The 15,891-nt window shown below is 63.2% G+C and carries 21 protein-coding genes; 9 read left to right on the top strand and 12 right to left on the bottom strand.

Translation table 11 applies throughout. From position 1 onward, the window contains the following. Positions 1–128: 128 nt before the first annotated feature. Positions 129–518 carry a UrcA family protein gene (locus tag OU999_14170; GenBank protein ID WAC22880.1) on the top strand — a complete coding sequence of 130 codons (390 nt, stop codon included), beginning with the start codon at positions 129–131 and terminating at the stop codon, positions 516–518. 190 nt (positions 519–708) lie between these two features. Here OU999_14170 and OU999_14165 read toward each other — a convergent pair whose 3' ends face one another. The 10 genes from OU999_14165 to OU999_14120 form a co-directional block, all read right to left on the bottom strand. Continuing rightward, positions 709–1,368: a cell wall hydrolase gene (locus OU999_14165; GenBank protein WAC22879.1), complete on the bottom strand. Its 660-nt coding sequence runs from the start codon at positions 1,366–1,368 to the stop codon at positions 709–711. Between the two features lie 195 nt (positions 1,369–1,563). After that, complete coding sequence (locus OU999_14160) at positions 1,564–1,917, bottom strand: DUF1491 family protein (protein WAC22878.1); 354 nt, start codon at positions 1,915–1,917, stop codon at positions 1,564–1,566. After that, entirely contained in the window at positions 1,914–2,402 is a 489-nt protein-coding gene (locus OU999_14155) for a PaaI family thioesterase (GenBank protein ID WAC22877.1), read from the bottom strand. The genes OU999_14160 and OU999_14155 overlap by 4 nt, the downstream gene beginning before the upstream one ends. Further along, positions 2,389–2,850 (bottom strand): PTS sugar transporter subunit IIA, encoded by a 462-nt coding sequence (locus OU999_14150; GenBank protein WAC22876.1) that lies wholly within the window; start codon positions 2,848–2,850, stop codon positions 2,389–2,391. Before OU999_14150 ends, OU999_14155 begins: the two co-directional genes overlap by 14 nt. Before the next feature lie 198 nt (positions 2,851–3,048). Continuing rightward, positions 3,049–3,615, bottom strand: a complete 567-nt coding sequence (gene raiA / locus OU999_14145; protein WAC22875.1) for a ribosome-associated translation inhibitor RaiA — start codon at positions 3,613–3,615, stop codon at positions 3,049–3,051. Positions 3,616–3,755: 140 nt separating this feature from the next. Then, on the bottom strand, positions 3,756–4,457 hold the full coding sequence (dnaQ, locus tag OU999_14140) for a DNA polymerase III subunit epsilon (protein ID WAC22874.1): 702 nt from the start codon (positions 4,455–4,457) through the stop codon (positions 3,756–3,758). Between the two features lie 25 nt (positions 4,458–4,482). Then, positions 4,483–5,121, bottom strand: a complete 639-nt coding sequence (coaE, locus tag OU999_14135; GenBank protein WAC22873.1) for a dephospho-CoA kinase — start codon at positions 5,119–5,121, stop codon at positions 4,483–4,485. Beyond that, on the bottom strand, positions 5,118–5,933 hold the full coding sequence (gene aroE, locus OU999_14130) for a shikimate dehydrogenase (protein ID WAC22872.1): 816 nt from the start codon (positions 5,931–5,933) through the stop codon (positions 5,118–5,120). The genes coaE and aroE overlap by 4 nt, the downstream gene beginning before the upstream one ends. A gap of 16 nt (positions 5,934–5,949) precedes the next feature. Beyond that, entirely contained in the window at positions 5,950–6,543 is a 594-nt protein-coding gene (locus OU999_14125; protein ID WAC22871.1) for a Maf family protein, read from the bottom strand. A 27-nt stretch (positions 6,544–6,570) separates the two neighbouring features. Continuing rightward, positions 6,571–7,425, bottom strand: a complete 855-nt coding sequence (locus OU999_14120) for a kinase/pyrophosphorylase (GenBank protein WAC22870.1) — start codon at positions 7,423–7,425, stop codon at positions 6,571–6,573. Positions 7,426–7,730: 305 nt separating this feature from the next. On the opposite strand from OU999_14120, the gene hemE reads away from it, so the two are divergent. The 6 genes from hemE to OU999_14090 all read left to right on the top strand — a co-directional run bounded on the left by hemE (position 7,731) and on the right by OU999_14090 (position 13,000). Continuing rightward, positions 7,731–8,762, top strand: a complete 1,032-nt coding sequence (gene hemE, locus OU999_14115; GenBank protein ID WAC22869.1) for a uroporphyrinogen decarboxylase — start codon at positions 7,731–7,733, stop codon at positions 8,760–8,762. Between the two features lie 41 nt (positions 8,763–8,803). Beyond that, on the top strand, positions 8,804–9,268 hold the full coding sequence (hemJ, locus tag OU999_14110; protein WAC22868.1) for a protoporphyrinogen oxidase HemJ: 465 nt from the start codon (positions 8,804–8,806) through the stop codon (positions 9,266–9,268). Between the two features lie 321 nt (positions 9,269–9,589). Beyond that, positions 9,590–10,846 (top strand): transcription termination factor Rho, encoded by a 1,257-nt coding sequence (gene rho / locus OU999_14105; protein ID WAC22867.1) that lies wholly within the window; start codon positions 9,590–9,592, stop codon positions 10,844–10,846. A 24-nt stretch (positions 10,847–10,870) separates the two neighbouring features. Further along, positions 10,871–11,542: a TerC family protein gene (locus OU999_14100; protein WAC22866.1), complete on the top strand. Its 672-nt coding sequence runs from the start codon at positions 10,871–10,873 to the stop codon at positions 11,540–11,542. Between the two features lie 82 nt (positions 11,543–11,624). Continuing rightward, positions 11,625–12,626 (top strand): lyase, encoded by a 1,002-nt coding sequence (locus OU999_14095; protein ID WAC22865.1) that lies wholly within the window; start codon positions 11,625–11,627, stop codon positions 12,624–12,626. Further along, complete coding sequence (locus OU999_14090; GenBank protein WAC22864.1) at positions 12,623–13,000, top strand: c-type cytochrome; 378 nt, start codon at positions 12,623–12,625, stop codon at positions 12,998–13,000. Before OU999_14095 ends, OU999_14090 begins: the two co-directional genes overlap by 4 nt. An 84-nt stretch (positions 13,001–13,084) precedes the next feature. Here the strand turns inward: OU999_14090 and OU999_14085 are convergent, their stop codons facing one another. Together OU999_14085 and OU999_14080 are read right to left on the bottom strand one after the other, a co-directional pair. Continuing rightward, positions 13,085–13,483 carry a nuclear transport factor 2 family protein gene (locus OU999_14085; protein WAC22863.1) on the bottom strand — a complete coding sequence of 133 codons (399 nt, stop codon included), beginning with the start codon at positions 13,481–13,483 and terminating at the stop codon, positions 13,085–13,087. After that, complete coding sequence (locus tag OU999_14080; protein WAC22862.1) at positions 13,480–14,190, bottom strand: dienelactone hydrolase family protein; 711 nt, start codon at positions 14,188–14,190, stop codon at positions 13,480–13,482. Before OU999_14080 ends, OU999_14085 begins: the two co-directional genes overlap by 4 nt. Before the next feature lie 114 nt (positions 14,191–14,304). On the opposite strand from OU999_14080, the gene OU999_14075 reads away from it, so the two are divergent. Together OU999_14075 and mnmE are read left to right on the top strand one after the other, a co-directional pair. Beyond that, the gene (locus OU999_14075) at positions 14,305–14,556 is read left to right on the top strand and encodes a DUF6489 family protein (GenBank protein ID WAC22861.1); all 252 of its coding nucleotides are present in this window, start codon (positions 14,305–14,307) and stop codon (positions 14,554–14,556) included. A 19-nt stretch (positions 14,557–14,575) separates the two neighbouring features. After that, on the top strand, positions 14,576–15,877 hold the full coding sequence (gene mnmE, locus OU999_14070) for a tRNA uridine-5-carboxymethylaminomethyl(34) synthesis GTPase MnmE (GenBank protein WAC22860.1): 1,302 nt from the start codon (positions 14,576–14,578) through the stop codon (positions 15,875–15,877). The last annotated feature ends 14 nt before the right edge of the window (positions 15,878–15,891 follow it).

Genomic DNA, 15,891 nt, shown 5'->3' with positions numbered 1-15,891 from the left:
GCCGATGCTCCATAGCTCCCCAGGCCGGACATCGGCGGCAAACGAAAACAGGGCCGGTCCTGATGGGACCCTTGCCGGAAGGACCGGCCCGACGTTCAGCTTGCCCCCGAAGAAAGGACCCCACCCCCATGTTCGCCCGTGCTCTTGCCCCGTTCGCCTCTCGTGCCCTGGCCGCTGCTGCCGCCTCGGCCATCATCTTTTCCGCCACCGCCCAGGCCAAGCCGGCCGTGACCGAGCAGGTCTCCGCCAACCGCGTCGTGCGCAGCGTCGAAGTGCGTTTTGTCGATCTCGACCTCACCACGCCGGAGGGAGCCGAAACGCTCAAGACCCGGCTGCGCTCCGCCACCAACCAGGTTTGCGGCAGCCTGCCGCGCGGCCCGCTGAGCGAGCAGATCGACTATCGCACCTGTGTCAGCGAGACCATGGCCAGCGGCCAGCGCGCCATGGTGACCCTGGTCGCCCGCGCCGAGGCCGGTGAGCGCTTCAAGGCCGGCGAGCGCATCGCTGTCGGCAGCTAAGCCCTTCCAGATTACCACACCCTTGGTAAAACCCGACTGGACCGGCAGCCCCCAAGCTGCCGGTCTTTTTCTGTGTACCCGGCCTATGCCCCAAAAAGTCGAGGCGGACGCAACTGGTGCGCCCGCCTCAGTCCTTTGCGACCCAAAGGACTAGCTCGATGCTGGATCGGCCGCCGGCAGGCAGCCGGGATCAGCGATAGAAAACGTGATTGTCGACCGCCGCCAGGCGCTGCATGCGCCAGCCGGGCGAGACGCGGCGCGCATGGAAGAACAGCGCGCCTTCCACCGGGCTTTCCCAGGCATCCTTGATCGCGATCTGGGCGATGGCGACGGCTTCCTTCCAGTCCTGGCTGGCGGTGGGGATGGCGGGCATCCGGCCGCCGCGAACGAACGAGAACTGGCTGGGCTGATAGACCACGCCGCACAGGCTGCTGGCAAAGCGGCCCGAATCGCGGCGCGCGATCACCACCTTGGCGACGGCAAGCTGGCCATTCAGAGTTTCGCCCTTGGATTCGAAATAGACGGCACCCGCCAGGCAGCGGGTCTCTTCGTCCATGTCGGCGGGAAGGTCGGACATCGCCACGAGCTGCGCCAGGCTTTCGGCCTTGAGCGGCGGCTGGGCGGTCTGCGTGTCGATCTGCTGGGGAGCGGTTTCGGCCTGGGCAGAGGCATCGACAGCAGCTTCGGTGGCGCTGGATGCGGTATCATCGCTGCTCTGGGCGGGAACCGGCTGGATCATGTCGGCGATCAGCGGCGATGCAAAGGCGGCTGAGGCGTCGGTGAGAGAGAGTGTGGCAATCGAATATACTGCCATGGCGGCCATGCTGGCGACCTTGAGGATCTTACTCATTACAAACTTTGACTGTGCGGTGGATCACCACAGCCGGAACAGCAATCAGGCACCAGGGCCCGGTCAGTTCCGGAAGGGAAACCCCCCGTCTGCGTGCTAGCCCTGTTCTTCTCTGGCTTAAAAAAGCCGGGGAACCATATGAGCCGCCTGCGCGTTAATCGGTGCAGCGGCCCCTCTAGCAGCGGGTGAAGCGAGTCAACTCGCCTGCGCGATTATCGCGTTGAACTGTGCGCGGCTGGCGACATCCAGTTCGATAATCCACAAATCGGTGTCGCGCGCCCGGCGTCTTTCGACATATTCGGCCATGCTGCCCTTGGCCGTGTCCTGCGCCGAATCCTCTGCCCAGACCTCCTGCCAATCGGGTTTTCCATCGAATCCTAGAAAGGATTCGAGCAGCGCATTGTCCTGCCCGCGCACGGTCCGCGCGATCAGGATCGCACCCGATACCGGGTCACCCCTGGCGATGATGGTGGCAAATCCGCCAGCGGCAGAGGTCAGGCGTTTGAGCGCCTCGATCCGGACATGCGCCGCCAGCCGGGGCTCGATCACCGACCATCCTCTGATGGCGGCCGCTTGTACCCTTCAAGCCCCGAAAGCGCGATATGCGAGCGCATGAAGGTGCCGGTGCCGCGGGCAATCTCTTCGCCATGGCTGTCGACCAGCCGCGATTCGCCGACCCAGACGCGGCGGCGTCCGCTCACCCAATGACCCTCGGCATAGACCGGCCCGGCGCGCACCGGCGCGGTGAAATGCAGGTTGAAGGCGGTGGTGAGCAGGAAGCGGTCGGTGACCAGCGCGTTGCAGGCATAAAAGGCCGCATCGTCGAGCATCTTGAAATACAAGGTGCCGTGCGCGGCTCCGGCGGCGTGGAAATGCTCGGGCGTCACATCGAAATCGATCCGCGCCTTGCCGGCCCCGGTAATCGTCAGCCGCGAAGGGAAAAGGCGGTTGATTGCGGCGGCTGCATACAGGCGTTCCAGCGCGCGAAAATGCGCCTCTTCGCCCGACCCTGCTGCCTGGTCAGGCAGCGTCACGGTCCAGCTCGGCGGTCACCAGCGCATAGATGGCATCGGGATCATCGGTACCCTTGATCTTGGCGAGCGTCTTTTCGTCGCGGGTAAGGCGAGAGATATGCGCCAGCGCCTGCAGATGCATTGCACCCGTGGCGACCGGCGACAGCAGCGCGATCACCAGATCGACCGGCAGATTGTCGATCGAGCCGAATTCGATCGGCTTGCCGAGGCGCAGCACGACCGCCACCGAATGGTCGAGCCCGTCCAGCTTGCCATGAGGGATGGCGACACGGCGACCAAAGCCGGTCGAGCCCAGCTGCTCACGCTCGAGCAGGCAGGCGAGCACCTTGTCGGGATCGAGACCGTAACAATGCCCGAACTGTTCGGACGCCAGTTCCAGCGCCTGGTGCTTGTCCGCGACGCGGGCAGAGATCAGCACCGCCTGCTTATGGAGTTCGAACCATGCCATGACAGTCAAAATTCTCGATTCTGTCGCGCCGCCCCCGATCGTTGCGGGGACGGCGCGCACGAATGTTCATCAGATCATCGTCGGCCCTGCCGGGAGGGGGTTGCCTCATCCCGCCGACGCGTTGCTGCCGCGCCCATGCACCATATCGGCTGAAAAACCAAGCCGTGCGATGCACTGGCGCACAGCCAGCGCGATTTATCAGACGCGCGGCTCGACCCAGCCGATCGAACCATCGGGGCGGCGATAGACCATATTGTGCCGCCCGGTGCCGGTGTTCTTGAAGAACAGCGCATTGGTGTTGCGCAGATCGAGCATCATCACCGCATCGGACACCGTCGCCTCGGGCACGTCGACCCGGGTTTCGGCGATCACCACCGGCGCATCGCCGAGGACCTCTTCTTCCTCATTGGCGCTTTCGAACACCACATAAGCGGCCTCTTCCTCGCGCGCGGCGTGCTGGAACTGTTCGTGACGGCCCTTGAGCCGGCCCATATAGCGGCGCAGCTGCTTTTCGATCTTGTCCGCCGCGCCGTCGAAACCGACATGCGCATTATGCGCCAGGCCATGCCCCTTGAGGATCAGGCCCTGCATGACATGGGTGACGATATCGCACTGAAACTGGTCGTGCGGCCCTCGCCCGAATGTCACATGGCTGGATATCGCCTTGGAGAAATACTTTTCGACAATCGCATTGAGTCGGTCCTCGACATGCACCTTCAGCGCTTCGCCGGTGTCGACCTGATGACCAGAAATACGAATGTCCATGATGTTCTCCATGACTAGGGCCTGTCAGCGGATCACTGCCGCGACCGGCCGGACCAGATTATCCTTGAGCGGACTACGCTAAGGATGGGGTGACAATTGGGGTAAAGACCTCCTTTCCGTGATGGATTTGAGCACTGAGCCTAGCGTGTCGACAGCCAGAGCGGCTGCTTGATCTTGCCCAGGAATTCGGCATGCGCGGCCAGTTCCGCCTCGCTCGCGGCAAAGGGCCGGGGCAGGCGGTGCGGGCGCTGGACGCCTGGGATGAGACGCGGCCGGGCAGCGGTGCCGGTCGAATCGTCGGCGCTGTCATCGGCCAGGCCAAGACCGATCTGTCGGCCGCCGGTCAGCTCGATATAGACCTGCGCGAGCAGCTCGGCATCGAGCAGCGCGCCGTGCAGCACGCGGTGGCTGCGATCGACGCCGAAGCGCTTGCACAGGGCGTCGAGGCTGGCAGGCGATCCGGGGAATTTCGCGCGCGCCATGGCAACGGTATCAATCACGCGGCTCATCGCGATCGCCGGCCGTCCGACCATCGCAAGCTCTGCATTGAGGAAGCGCATGTCGAACCCGGCATTGTGCGCGACCAGGGTCGCATCGCCCAGAAATTCGATCAGATCATCGACCCCGGCAGCAAACAGCGGCTTGTCGGCCAGAAACGCATCGCCAAGGCCATGCACCCTTTCGGCTTCGGGCGGCATCGGGATCTGCGGGTTGAAATAGGCGTGGAAGGTGCGTCCTGTCAGGCTGCGACCGACCATCTCGATACATCCGATTTCCACCATCCTGTGTCCTTCATCAGGTGACAGGCCGGTGGTTTCGGTATCGAAGATTATCTCTCTCATTCCATCTACTATTGGACCGATTTGGTCATCGCGCAAGAGACGAGCGCAAATTCCCCAGCAGCTTTCGCACCGCTTGTCGCGTCGCCAATTTGGTCCCGCCGGTGGGGATCACCCAGTCGGCATGCGCGCGCTTGTGATGATCGGCCATCTGCAGGTGGCGGATATGGCGCAGCCGTGCCGCGGTCATGCCCGGTCGGGCGAGCACGCGCTTGCGCTGCTGCCAAAGCGCGGCGGACACCACGATGATGCCGTCGACATTCTGCGTGCCGCCTTTCTCGAACAGCAGCGGAATATCGAACACGATGATGCGGCGCGACCGGTTGGCGCGCACGAAGGCGGCGCGCGAGCGGCCGACCGCGGGATGGACGATATGCTCGAGCCGCTTGAGCGCTGCCGGATTGCCGAACACCGCCGCGCCCAGTCTGGCCCGATCAACCCCTTTGGGACCGGTAGTGCCGGGGAATGCCGCCTCGATCGCGGGCAGCAGGGCGCCGCCCGGCCCCTGGAGCACATGCACCTCGGCATCGGCATCGAACACCGGTATGCCTTGCGCACGCAGCATCTTGGCCACCGCGGATTTGCCCATGCCGATCGATCCCGTCAGCCCCAGCACCATCGGGCGATGCCGGTGGTGCGGCGGCAGACGCTTGATCGGGGCCATCATGCGATGAGCAGCGCCCGCAGCTCTGCATCGCGATCACGCGGCGGTGCAGCGTCAAAGAATATCTCGAAGGCGAGCGCGGCCTGGCCGATCAGCATGTCCAGCCCGTCGACCGTCTCCAGCCCGCGTGCGCGCGCCGCCTTGAGCAGCCCGGTTTCCAGCGGATTGTAGACAATGTCATAGACCAGCGCGCCGTCGGGCAGCGGATCCAGATCGACCACCAGCGGATCGAAGCCCTTCATGCCGAGCGGGCTGGTATTGACCAGCAGATCGACCTCGCCCAGCGCATCGGCCATGCCGCGCACCTGACCCTTGAGCCCGAAACCGGCAAGCAGCCCCATCGCTTTCAGCGCATTGCGCGCATGGATGGTGACGCTGCCGACCTCCATCCGCGAGAGCGCGAACAGCACCGCCCGCGCGGCCCCGCCTGCGCCGATCACCGCGACATCGGCCCCGGAAAAATCGCTCTGGCCGAGCGGCGCGTAGAACCCGCCCGCATCGGTATTGGTGCCGATCAGCGCGCCCTTCTCATCGCGCGCGATGGTGTTCATCGCGCCGATCGAACTGCGCACACCGCCCGGATCGGCGACAAGTTCCATCACCGCGATCTTGTGCGGGATGGTGACGTTGCAGCCGCGCCACAGCGGATCGTCGCGTCGTGCGGCGATATAATCACCAAGCCCCTCGGGCGTGACATGGCAGGCGCGATACTCCGCCTCCATGCCCAGAGCCTTGAGCCAGAATCCATGGATCAGCGGCGATTTGCTGTGCGCGATCGGGTCGCCGATCACCTCGGCATAAGGGGTGCCTGTCATGGTCAATGCAGCCGGATCAGCTCGGCATCAGTTCGCGTTCGCGCAGGAAACCGAGCAGCGGCAGCAGCGGCATGCCTTGCACGGTGAACAGATTGCCTTCGATATGGCTGAAAAGCTGGGCTCCAGCGCCCTCGATCTCATAGCAGCCCACCGTATATCCAATGGTTTCCCAGTGCTTTTCCACATAGTCGCGCACAAAGGCGCTGCCCAGCGGACGCACGTGCATCACCGCCTTGTCGACATGCCGCCAGATCGGGCGGCCGCCTTCGACGATCACGGCTGCGCTCCACAATTTGTGCGCCTTGCCCGACAGCGTTTCGAGCTGGCGGATCGCATCCTCGGGCGTCTGCGGCTTGGTCAGCATCTCGCCGCTCGCGGTTTCCAGGATCTGGTCGGAGCCGAGCACCATCGCTTCGGGGCGGCGCGTGCCGACACGCATCGCCTTCGCCTCGGCCAGGGCATCGGCAATGTCGCGGGGGGACGTGCCGTCGGCGTGCAGCGAGGCGCGGATGGACGATTCATCGATATGCGCCGCCACCACCGAAAAGGGCACGTCGGCGGCATCGAGCATGGCCCGGCGCGCGGTGCTTTGCGATGCGAGTATCAGCATGTGTATCGTCCTTATGCCTTATCCAAATCAGGCCTTGTCCACTGGGTCTGTTGCCTGGCGCCTGTTCTCGCGCGCGGCTTCACGCTCGTTGAACAGGTTGATGATCGCCGCTGCCGATTCCTCGATCGACCGGCGCGTCACGTCGATCACCGGCCAACCATTATCCGCAAACATCCGCCGGGCAAAGGCCAGCTCGGCCTTGACCTTCTCGTCATTGACATAGTCGGTTTCGGGGGCCTGGTTCAAGGACAACAGCCGGTTGCGGCGCACCGCGATCAGCCGTTCCGGATTGGTCGTCAGCCCGACGACAAGCGGGTGCCTGAGCGTGAACAGCGCAGAAGGCGGCGGGGATTCGACGACGATCGGGATATTCGCGGTCTTGTAGCCGCGATTGGCAAGATAGATCGAGGTCGGCGTCTTCGACGATCGCGACACGCCGGCAAGCACGATGTCCGCCGCCTCCCAATTCTCCCAATTCTGCCCATCGTCATGCGCGATGGTGAACTGGATCGCCTCGACACGCGCAAAATAGGCGGCATCGAGCACATGCTGCCGGCCCGGACGCGCCTTGGCCGCCTGGCCGAGCAGGTTGGACAAGGCGTCGGTCACCGCATCGAGCGCGGGCACCATCGGCAGGCCCAGCACCCGGCACCGCCGTTCGAGCTTGGCGCGGATATCGGGATTGACCAGCGTGAACAGCACCAGCCCGGGATTGGCGGCGACCTCGTCCAATATCCGGTCGAGATGCGTCTCCGATCGGACCATCGGCCAGAAATGCTTGATGATCTCGACCGCGTCGAACTGGGCCAGCGCCGCCTTGGCGATGTTCTCCAGCGTCTCACCGGTGGAATCTGACAAGAGATGGAGGTGGAAGCGGCTCATGCCTCTGGTCTGTGGGCAGCGCGGGGATAAATCAAGGCATGATATTGTGGGCAAAACCGGGGATGGAATCGCTCCCCCCTGACCGGAGATTCATCACGGGGCTTATCCACACGGGACAGGTTTTCCCACAGCCTGTTGAAAGCTGGGATAAATTTGCCGACTCGTCAGCCTCGGGCGATTTGCCGACTGTCAATCTGTCGATACATAAGGCAAGAAAGCGTCATGCCGGTTTTCCAGCGGCCTTCTTCAACAACAATCCCTATATAAAGGATATAAGAATTAAGATGGGTGGGGACACAACTCAGATGACGGCGCGCAAGGCGCCATTGCTCGATTGCCTGGCGGGTCAGGTGGCCAAGGTGCCGCCGATGTGGATGATGCGTCAGGCCGGACGCTACCTGCCCGAGTACCGGGCTTTGCGGGCAGAGAAAGGCGGCTTTCTGGAGCTGGTCTATGACAGCCCCGCCGCTGCCGAGATCACGCTGCAGCCGCTGCGCCGGTTCGATCTCGATGCCGCCATCCTGTTTTCCGATATCCTGATCGTGCCTTATGCCATGGGCCAGGATCTGAAGTTCCTGGTGGGCGAGGGGCCGCATCTGTCGCCCCGGCTGCTCGATCATGCGCTGGAGAGCCTTGTGCCGGTCCACCAGCGGCTTGAGGCCATTTATGAGACCGTGCGCCTGGTGAAGGCCGAGCTCGCGCCTGAAAAGGCGTTTCTGGGCTTTGCAGGGTCTGCCTGGACCGTCGCGACCTATATGGTCAATGGCGAGGGCAGCAAGGACCAGCATGCCACGCGCGAATATGCCTATCGCGATCCCGCTGGCTTTCAGGCGCTGATCGATGCCATCGTCGACCTCACCATCCAGTATCTGATCGGCCAGATCGATGCCGGCGTCGATGCGGTGCAGATTTTCGACAGCTGGTCGGGATCGCTTGCCCCGGCGCAGTTCGAACGCTGGGTGATCGCGCCCAATGCGCGCATCGCGGCGGCCATTCACGCCGCGCGGCCCGGCGTTCCGGTGATCGGTTTCCCCAAGGGCGCGGGCGAAAAGCTTGCCGCCTACGCGCGCGAGACCGGCGTCGATGCACTGGGTCTGGACGAGACGATCGATCCGGTCTGGGCTGCAGCCAACATCCCGGCGCATCTGCCGGTACAGGGCAATCTCGATCCGCTGGCGCTGCTGGCGGGCGGCGAGCAGATGGAAAGCGCGGTCAGGCACATCATCCGCACGTTCGAGGGGCGGCCGCATATTTTCAATCTGGGGCATGGCATATTGCAGCAGACGCCCATTGAACACGTGCACGCACTGCTTACACTGGTGAAGCAGGGCGTATGACCGCCCTGCCGCCTAAACCGGTGTGACTGGCGGCAGAACCCATGAACGAGCTTCTTCTGACAACGGATTATGTTCTCTCCATGCTCTATCTCTGGCTGAAAGCGGCGCACCTCATTTTCGTCATCTTCTGGATGGCTGGCCTGTTCATGATGCCGCGCTTCCTGGTCTATCACCAGGAGGCGGAGCATGGATCGGAAGAGGCGACCCGCTGGACCGACCGCGAATCCAAGCTCAAGAACATCATCCTCAACCCCTCGATGATCATCGTCTGGGTGCTGGGACTGATCCTGGCGAGCCAGGGCAATTGGTGGGTGGCCGGATGGCTCCACGCCAAGCTGTTCTTCGTGCTGCTGCTGAGCGGCTATCATGGCTGGATGATCGGCTATTCGAAAAAGCTGGCCCGGGGCGAGCGCAAGCTCACCGGCAAGCAGTTGCGGCTGATCAACGAAGTGCCTGGCATCGCCGCGGCGGTCATCGTGATCCTGGTGATCGTCAAACCGTTCTGATTTCCCCTTCTCCCCTCCGTTTGGGGAGGGGCAGGCCCGGTCTTCCGCGCCGGGGTGGGATAGGAGCACTAAGGGTGGTCAGGCCCACCCCGGCCTTCGGCCACCCCTCCTGCATGCGGGAGGGGAGAGATGCGTCCCTCGCCCCATCGCAGTCCGGATTGACTTTCGCGTGCCTGCGGCCTATTTGCGATGCGTCCCGTCCGGGACCTTTGACGACCCACTCCACCAGTGACCGGATTACCGGCCGGGCGTCCAGCATCTCTTTCCTGACTGCCGCGTTCCCATTTTTGGCGGCACCCTTCCCACGGACTATTGCACCCCATGCATCTTAAAGAACTCAAGCAGAAAACCCCCGCCGAACTCGTCACCATGGCTGAAGAGCTGGGCGTCGAGGGCGCATCGACGCTCCGCCGCCAGGACCTGATGTTCGCGATCCTCAAGGAACTTGCCGAAGATGGCGAGCAGATCATGGGTCTGGGCACCATCGAGGTGCTGTCCGACGGTTTCGGCTTTCTGCGCAGCCCCGAGGCGAACTATCTCGCCGGGCCCGACGATATCTATGTTTCGCCGAACCAGGTGCGCCGCTTTGGCCTGCGCACGGGTGACACGGTGGAAGGCGAAATCCGCGCGCCGCGCGATGGCGAGCGCTATTTTGCCCTGACCAAGCTGACTGCGGTCAATTTCGACGATCCCGACGTCGTGCGTCACCGCGTCAATTTCGACAACCTGACGCCGCTTTATCCCAACGAGAAGCTGCGCCTCGACACGCTCGACCCCACGGTCAAGGACAAGTCGGCGCGCGTGATCGATATCGTCTCGCCGCAGGGCAAGGGCCAGCGCGCGCTGATCGTCGCGCCGCCGCGCGTCGGCAAGACCGTGCTGCTGCAGAACATCGCCAAGGCGATCACCGACAACCATCCTGAAGTCTTTCTGATCGTGCTGCTGATCGATGAGCGCCCGGAAGAAGTCACCGACATGCAGCGCAGCGTGAAGGGCGAGGTGATTTCCTCGACCTTTGACGAGCCTGCGCAGCGCCATGTCCAGGTCGCCGAAATGGTGATCGAGAAGGCCAAGCGTCTGGTCGAGCACAAGAAGGATGTCGTCATCCTGCTCGATTCGATCACGCGTCTGGGCCGTGCCTACAACACCGTTGTCCCCTCGTCGGGCAAGGTGCTGACCGGCGGCGTCGATGCCAACGCGCTGCAGCGTCCCAAGCGCTTCTTCGGTGCTGCGCGCAACATCGAGGAAGGCGGTTCCTTGTCGATCATCGCCACCGCGCTGATCGATACCGGCAGCCGCATGGACGAGGTGATCTTCGAAGAGTTCAAGGGCACCGGCAACAGCGAAATAGTGCTGGATCGCAAGGTCGCCGACAAGCGTATCTTCCCCGCGCTCGATGTCGGAAAGTCCGGCACGCGCAAGGAGGAGCTGCTTGTGGAGAAGGATATCCTCTCGAAAATGTGGGTGCTTCGCCGCATCCTCATGCAGATGGGTACCGTCGACGCGATGGAGTTCCTGCTCGACAAGATGAAGGATTCGAAGACCAACGAAGACTTCTTCGACTCCATGAACCAGTAATCCTGCAGGGCTGCGACACCCATCATGATGGAATTGTGGAACCATATTGTTGCCGATTTTTCGAATATCGGCTCCCCTTCCGCTCTGGCCGCCTTCGGTCAGGTGCTGATGATCGACGTGCTGCTGGCCGGCGACAACGCGATCGTTGTCGGCGCGCTGGCAGCGGGCCTGCCCGCCGAACAGCGGCGCAAGGTGATCCTGATCGGGATCATGGCTGCGCTCGTGCTGCGCATCGCCTTTGCGCTGGTCGTGACCCAGCTGATGCAGATTGTCGGCCTGATCTTCGCCGGCGGCCTGTTGCTGCTATGGGTCTCGTGGAAAATGTACCGCGAGCTGCAACCGGCAGGCCCGTCAGGCGGATCCCCCGAGATCGAGGGCGACGAGCATAGCGGAATCCGGCCTGCCAAGAGCTTTGCCGCTGCCGCCTGGGCGGTTGCGGTGGCCGATGTCAGCATGAGTCTCGACAATGTGCTGGCCGTTGCTGGTGCGGCGCGCGAGCATCCCGGCATCCTTATCGTCGGCCTGATCCTATCGGTGGCGCTGATGGGCATTGCGGCGAACTTCATCGCCAAATACATCGAGCGCTATCGCTGGATCGCCTATATCGGCCTCGCCGTGATCCTCTATGTCGCCGGCAAGATGATCTATGACGGTTTTGTCGACCCCAGTGTCGGCGTCGTGACGCTGTTCGGCTGATCGCACTGTAACGCGCAATATTTCCTCTCCACCGGTGCTGGATCCCTGATAGGATCGGACATCGGTCGGGGAGGATTTTTGCATGAAGCAGGTGTTGCTTTCCGGAATGGCGCTGGCCTGTCTCGCGAGTGGTCCGCTGATCGCGAAGGAAAAGGCGCAGATCGCCGCATCGGCCGAGATCGGCCGCAACATCACCCTGTTCGAGCTGCCCAAGGGATCGCGCCCGCACGATGTGGCGCCCGCACCCGATGGCAAGATCTGGTACACCGCGCAGGGCCAGGGCGCGCTTGGCATTCTCGATCCGGCAACCGGCCAGGTGGTGCAGGTGCCCCTTGGCGCTGACTCCGCGCCACATGGCGTTATCCAGGGCCCCGACGGCATGGCCTGGATCACCGATGGCGGGCAGAACGCGATCGTCCGCTACAATCCCGCTACCGCCAAGCTCGACATCTGGAAGCTTCCGGCGGACAGCGGCTATGCCAACCTCAACACCGGGGCCTTTGACGGCAAGGGGACGCACTGGTTCACCGGGCAGAACGGCGTCTATGGCCGGGTTGCTGCTGCAGGCGGCAATGTCGAGCTGTGGAAGGATCCCAAGGGCAGGGGGCCTTATGGCATCGCCACCGCGCCCGATGGCAATGTCTGGTATGTGTCGCTGGCGGGCAGCCATCTCGCCCGGATCGACAGCGCCAGCGGGCAGATCACGGTCATCGAGCCACCGACCAAGGGGGCAGGGCTGCGCCGGGTCTGGGCGGACAGCAAGGGCGACTTGTGGATCACCGGCTGGAACAGCGGCGAGCTGTATCGCTATCGTCCGTCGAACAGGAGCTGGAAGACCTGGAAGCTGCCCGGCGACGCGCCCAAGGCCTATGCCGTCTATGTCGATGAGCGTGACATGGTCTGGGTCAGCGATTTCGGGGACAATTCGACCCGGGTGTTCAACCCGCGCACCGAGAAGTTCACCGCTCGCTATCCGGGCAGCGGCGAAGGCGCCAATGTCCGCCAGATCCTGGGCCGCAAGGGCGAGGTGTTCCTGCCGGAATCGGGCACCGAACGCTTGATGGTGGTGCGAACCGACAAATGAGATTGCGATCGGTGATGCCGCTGCTGCTGGCGCTGATTCCGGGTGCTGCCGTGGCGCAAGCCGGGAACCCATCTGGTGAACGTGCGTTCCAGCGCTGTTACAGCTGCCATTCGATCAAAAAGGAGGAAAAGGGGCTCAGCGGGCCGAATCTCGACCGCCTGGGCCAGCGACCGCTGGCAGGCGACAAGACCTTTGCCTATTCCAGGGCTTTCAAGGACTTTGCGGCCCATAATCGGCGCTGGACCGCCGAACTGCTCGACCGCTTCCTCACCGATCCCCAGGCGGTGGTGCCCGGCAACCAGATGGGTTTTTTCGGTTTGCGCAAGGCCGAGGAACGCGAAGCAATCATCGTCTATCTGATGGCGGATAATTAACCTATTGGGTTACGCTTTCTCGTCACCCGCGCGAAAGCGGGATTCCCGCGTTCGCGTTGAATGACGAAAACCGGCGAAAAACGCTCAACCCGCCTTGGCAAGCATTTCGCCCATCTTCTCCCATACCTTGTTGATCGCCTTCAACGGACGGACCATCACCTTGAAGTCCTCGATCTGGCCGTCGGCATTCCAGCGGATCATGTCGACGCCGTTGACCGCGATGCCATCGAGCACCAGCGCGAACTCGAGCACGGCGGTATCGCCGTCGACGATCTCGCGGACATAATGGAAGCTGTCATTGCCCAGCACGTACGATGCTGCGTGCAGATAGGCGAAGACCTTGGCCTTGCCTTCCTGCGGGGTGTGGACGACAGGCGAGTGAAACACCGCATCGTCCGCCAGCATCGCGCTCAGCTTTTCGGGCTCCGATCCGCCGTGCATATAGTCATGCCAGGCGGCGATTCCGGCTTGCGCGGCGCTCATGCCAAATGCTCGGCAAAGAAGGCGGCGGTACGGCCATCGGCGAGCTCGGCACCGGCATCATTGCGGCGGTTGCCCATTTCGGCGGCAAAGCCATGGTCCAGCCCCTCGTAATCGTGCAGCGTCACCTTGGGGTGATCGTCCAGCCCGGCATGGATCGTCGCCTGCGCTTCGGGGCCAACCAGGTGATCGGCCGTGGGAATGTGCAGCATCAGCGGCTGGGCAATGGCATGCGATTCGTTCAGCATCTGGTCGATCATCACGCCGTAATAGCCGACGCTGGCGTCCACATCGGTGCGCGCGGCGACCATATAGGCAAGCTTTCCGCCGAGACAGTATCCGACCGCACCGACCTTGGCGACGCCCTCGAGCCCGCCAACGCCGGAACGGATGGCGCGGATGGTCGCCTCGATATCCTTGACCCCGTCATTGGGATCGTACTGGCCGAAATAGCCGAACGCTTCCTGCAGCTCCGCCTCGACATCGGGGTCGAGCTCGATTCCCGGCTTGATCCGCCAGAACAGATCTGGCGCCACCGCGAGATAGCCCAGCGCAGCCCAGCCATCGCATTTGCGGCGAATGCCTTCGTTGACGCCGAAAATCTCCTGGATGACGATGATCGCGGCTTTCGGTGTGCCCACAGGCTGGGCGACATAGGCGTTGAAGCTGGCGTCATGGTCGAAAGTCGGGATGCTGTGCGTCGAACCCATTATGCTCTCCATCATCAATTCGATTGATTTGTGACCCGTTTATACCCACTTTGACCATGCTGATAAGCGTGAATCCGGGGCTTGGGGGCCTTTGCGCTGAATAAGGGTATTGCCATGAAAGTGAATATCGAAGTCGATTGTTCCCCGGAAGAAATGCGTCGTTTCATGGGGCTGCCCGATGTGTCTGATGTCAACCGCACCTATGTCGACGGTGTCGTCAATGCGATGAAGGGCACCAGCAATGTCGATCAGCTGCAGAACATAGCCAAGAACATCGCGCCGATGGGCGAGATGGGCCTGCGCTTTTTCCAGCAGATCATGGATGCCGCTGCCGCCGGAGCCAGCGGCAAGAAGTCTTCGGACTGACACTCCCGTAACTTGAGCCATGCATGCGGGTGAGACGATCTATGCGCTGTCAAGCGGCGCACCACCCGCTGCATTGGCGATCATCCGCATCAGCGGGCCTGAGGCTGGCCTGGCGCTGAAGGCGTTGTGCGGCACCGTTCCGCAGCCACGCCGCGCCTCTTTGCGGACGCTATCCCACCCTGAATCGCATGAGCTGCTCGATCGCGCCGTCGTGCTGTGGTTTCCCGGCCCTGCCAATGCCACGGGCGAGGACCTGGCCGAACTGCACCTGCATGGAGGCAGGGCTGTGGTGCGGGCGGTGGAAGATGCTTTGTCCGGCATGGCAGGGTTGAGGCTCGCCGAGCCGGGCGAGTTCACGCGGCGGGCGTTCCTCAACGGCCGCATCGATCTGGCTGAGGCCGAGGGCCTGTCCGACCTTCTGTTTGCCGAAACCGAGGCGCAGCGCGTGGCCGCGGTGCGGGTGGCGAGCGGCCATCTGTCGCGCCAGGTCGAGGCGTGGCGGACCGACCTGTTGCGGCTCTCCGCACTGGTCGAGGCGGCGCTCGATTTTTCGGATGAAGACGATGTGCCCGAACATGCCGATGATGCGGTGGGTGAGGGGATCGCTGCGCTTTCCGGGCAGATCGAAGATGCACTGGCGCGTCCTCGCGCAGAGCGGTTGCGCGATGGCATCCGCGTCGTTCTGGCAGGGCCACCCAATGCGGGTAAATCGACCTTGCTCAATGCGCTGCTGCAACGCGACGCGGCGATCGTGTCCGACATTGCCGGGACCACGCGCGACGTGATCGAGGCGCCGGTGGCGCTGGGCGGAGTACCGTTCGTGCTCACCGATACTGCGGGATTGCGCGACCATGGTGCCGAAGCGATCGAAGCCATAGGTATCGAGCGAGCGCATCAGGCCATGACGGCGGCAGACATCGTGCTGTGGCTGGGACCGGAGGGAGAGGGCCCCGATCATCCCGTTTTGTGGGAGGTGGAAGCGCAGACCGACCGTGCCGCTGTTTCACGTGAAACAAAGCAGGGCGCACGCCACCGCCTATCGGCGCGCACCGGTGAAGGTCTGGATGCGCTGGTCGCCGATCTGATCGCTGCGGCTCGGACTATGCTGCCAGCAAGCGGCGAAGTAGCCCTCAATGCCCGCCAGCATCGCCTGCTGAGCGAATGCGGAGCCGCGCTTGAGCAGGCGGCGGCACAGAGTGATCTGCTGCTTCGCGCAGAGGCGCTGCGCCTTGCCCGGCTGGCGCTCGATCAGCTGCTCGGGCGGACGCATGTCGAGGATATGCTCGATGCGTTGTTCGGTGCCTTCTGCATCGGCAAATAGCGCCGGATCGCTTC

This window comes from Blastomonas sp. SL216 (genome assembly GCA_026625625.1).
Lineage (GTDB): Bacteria > Pseudomonadota > Alphaproteobacteria > Sphingomonadales > Sphingomonadaceae > Blastomonas.
Note: the sequence above shows the minus strand (reverse complement) of the source record. Positions and strands in the feature narration are given on the sequence as shown.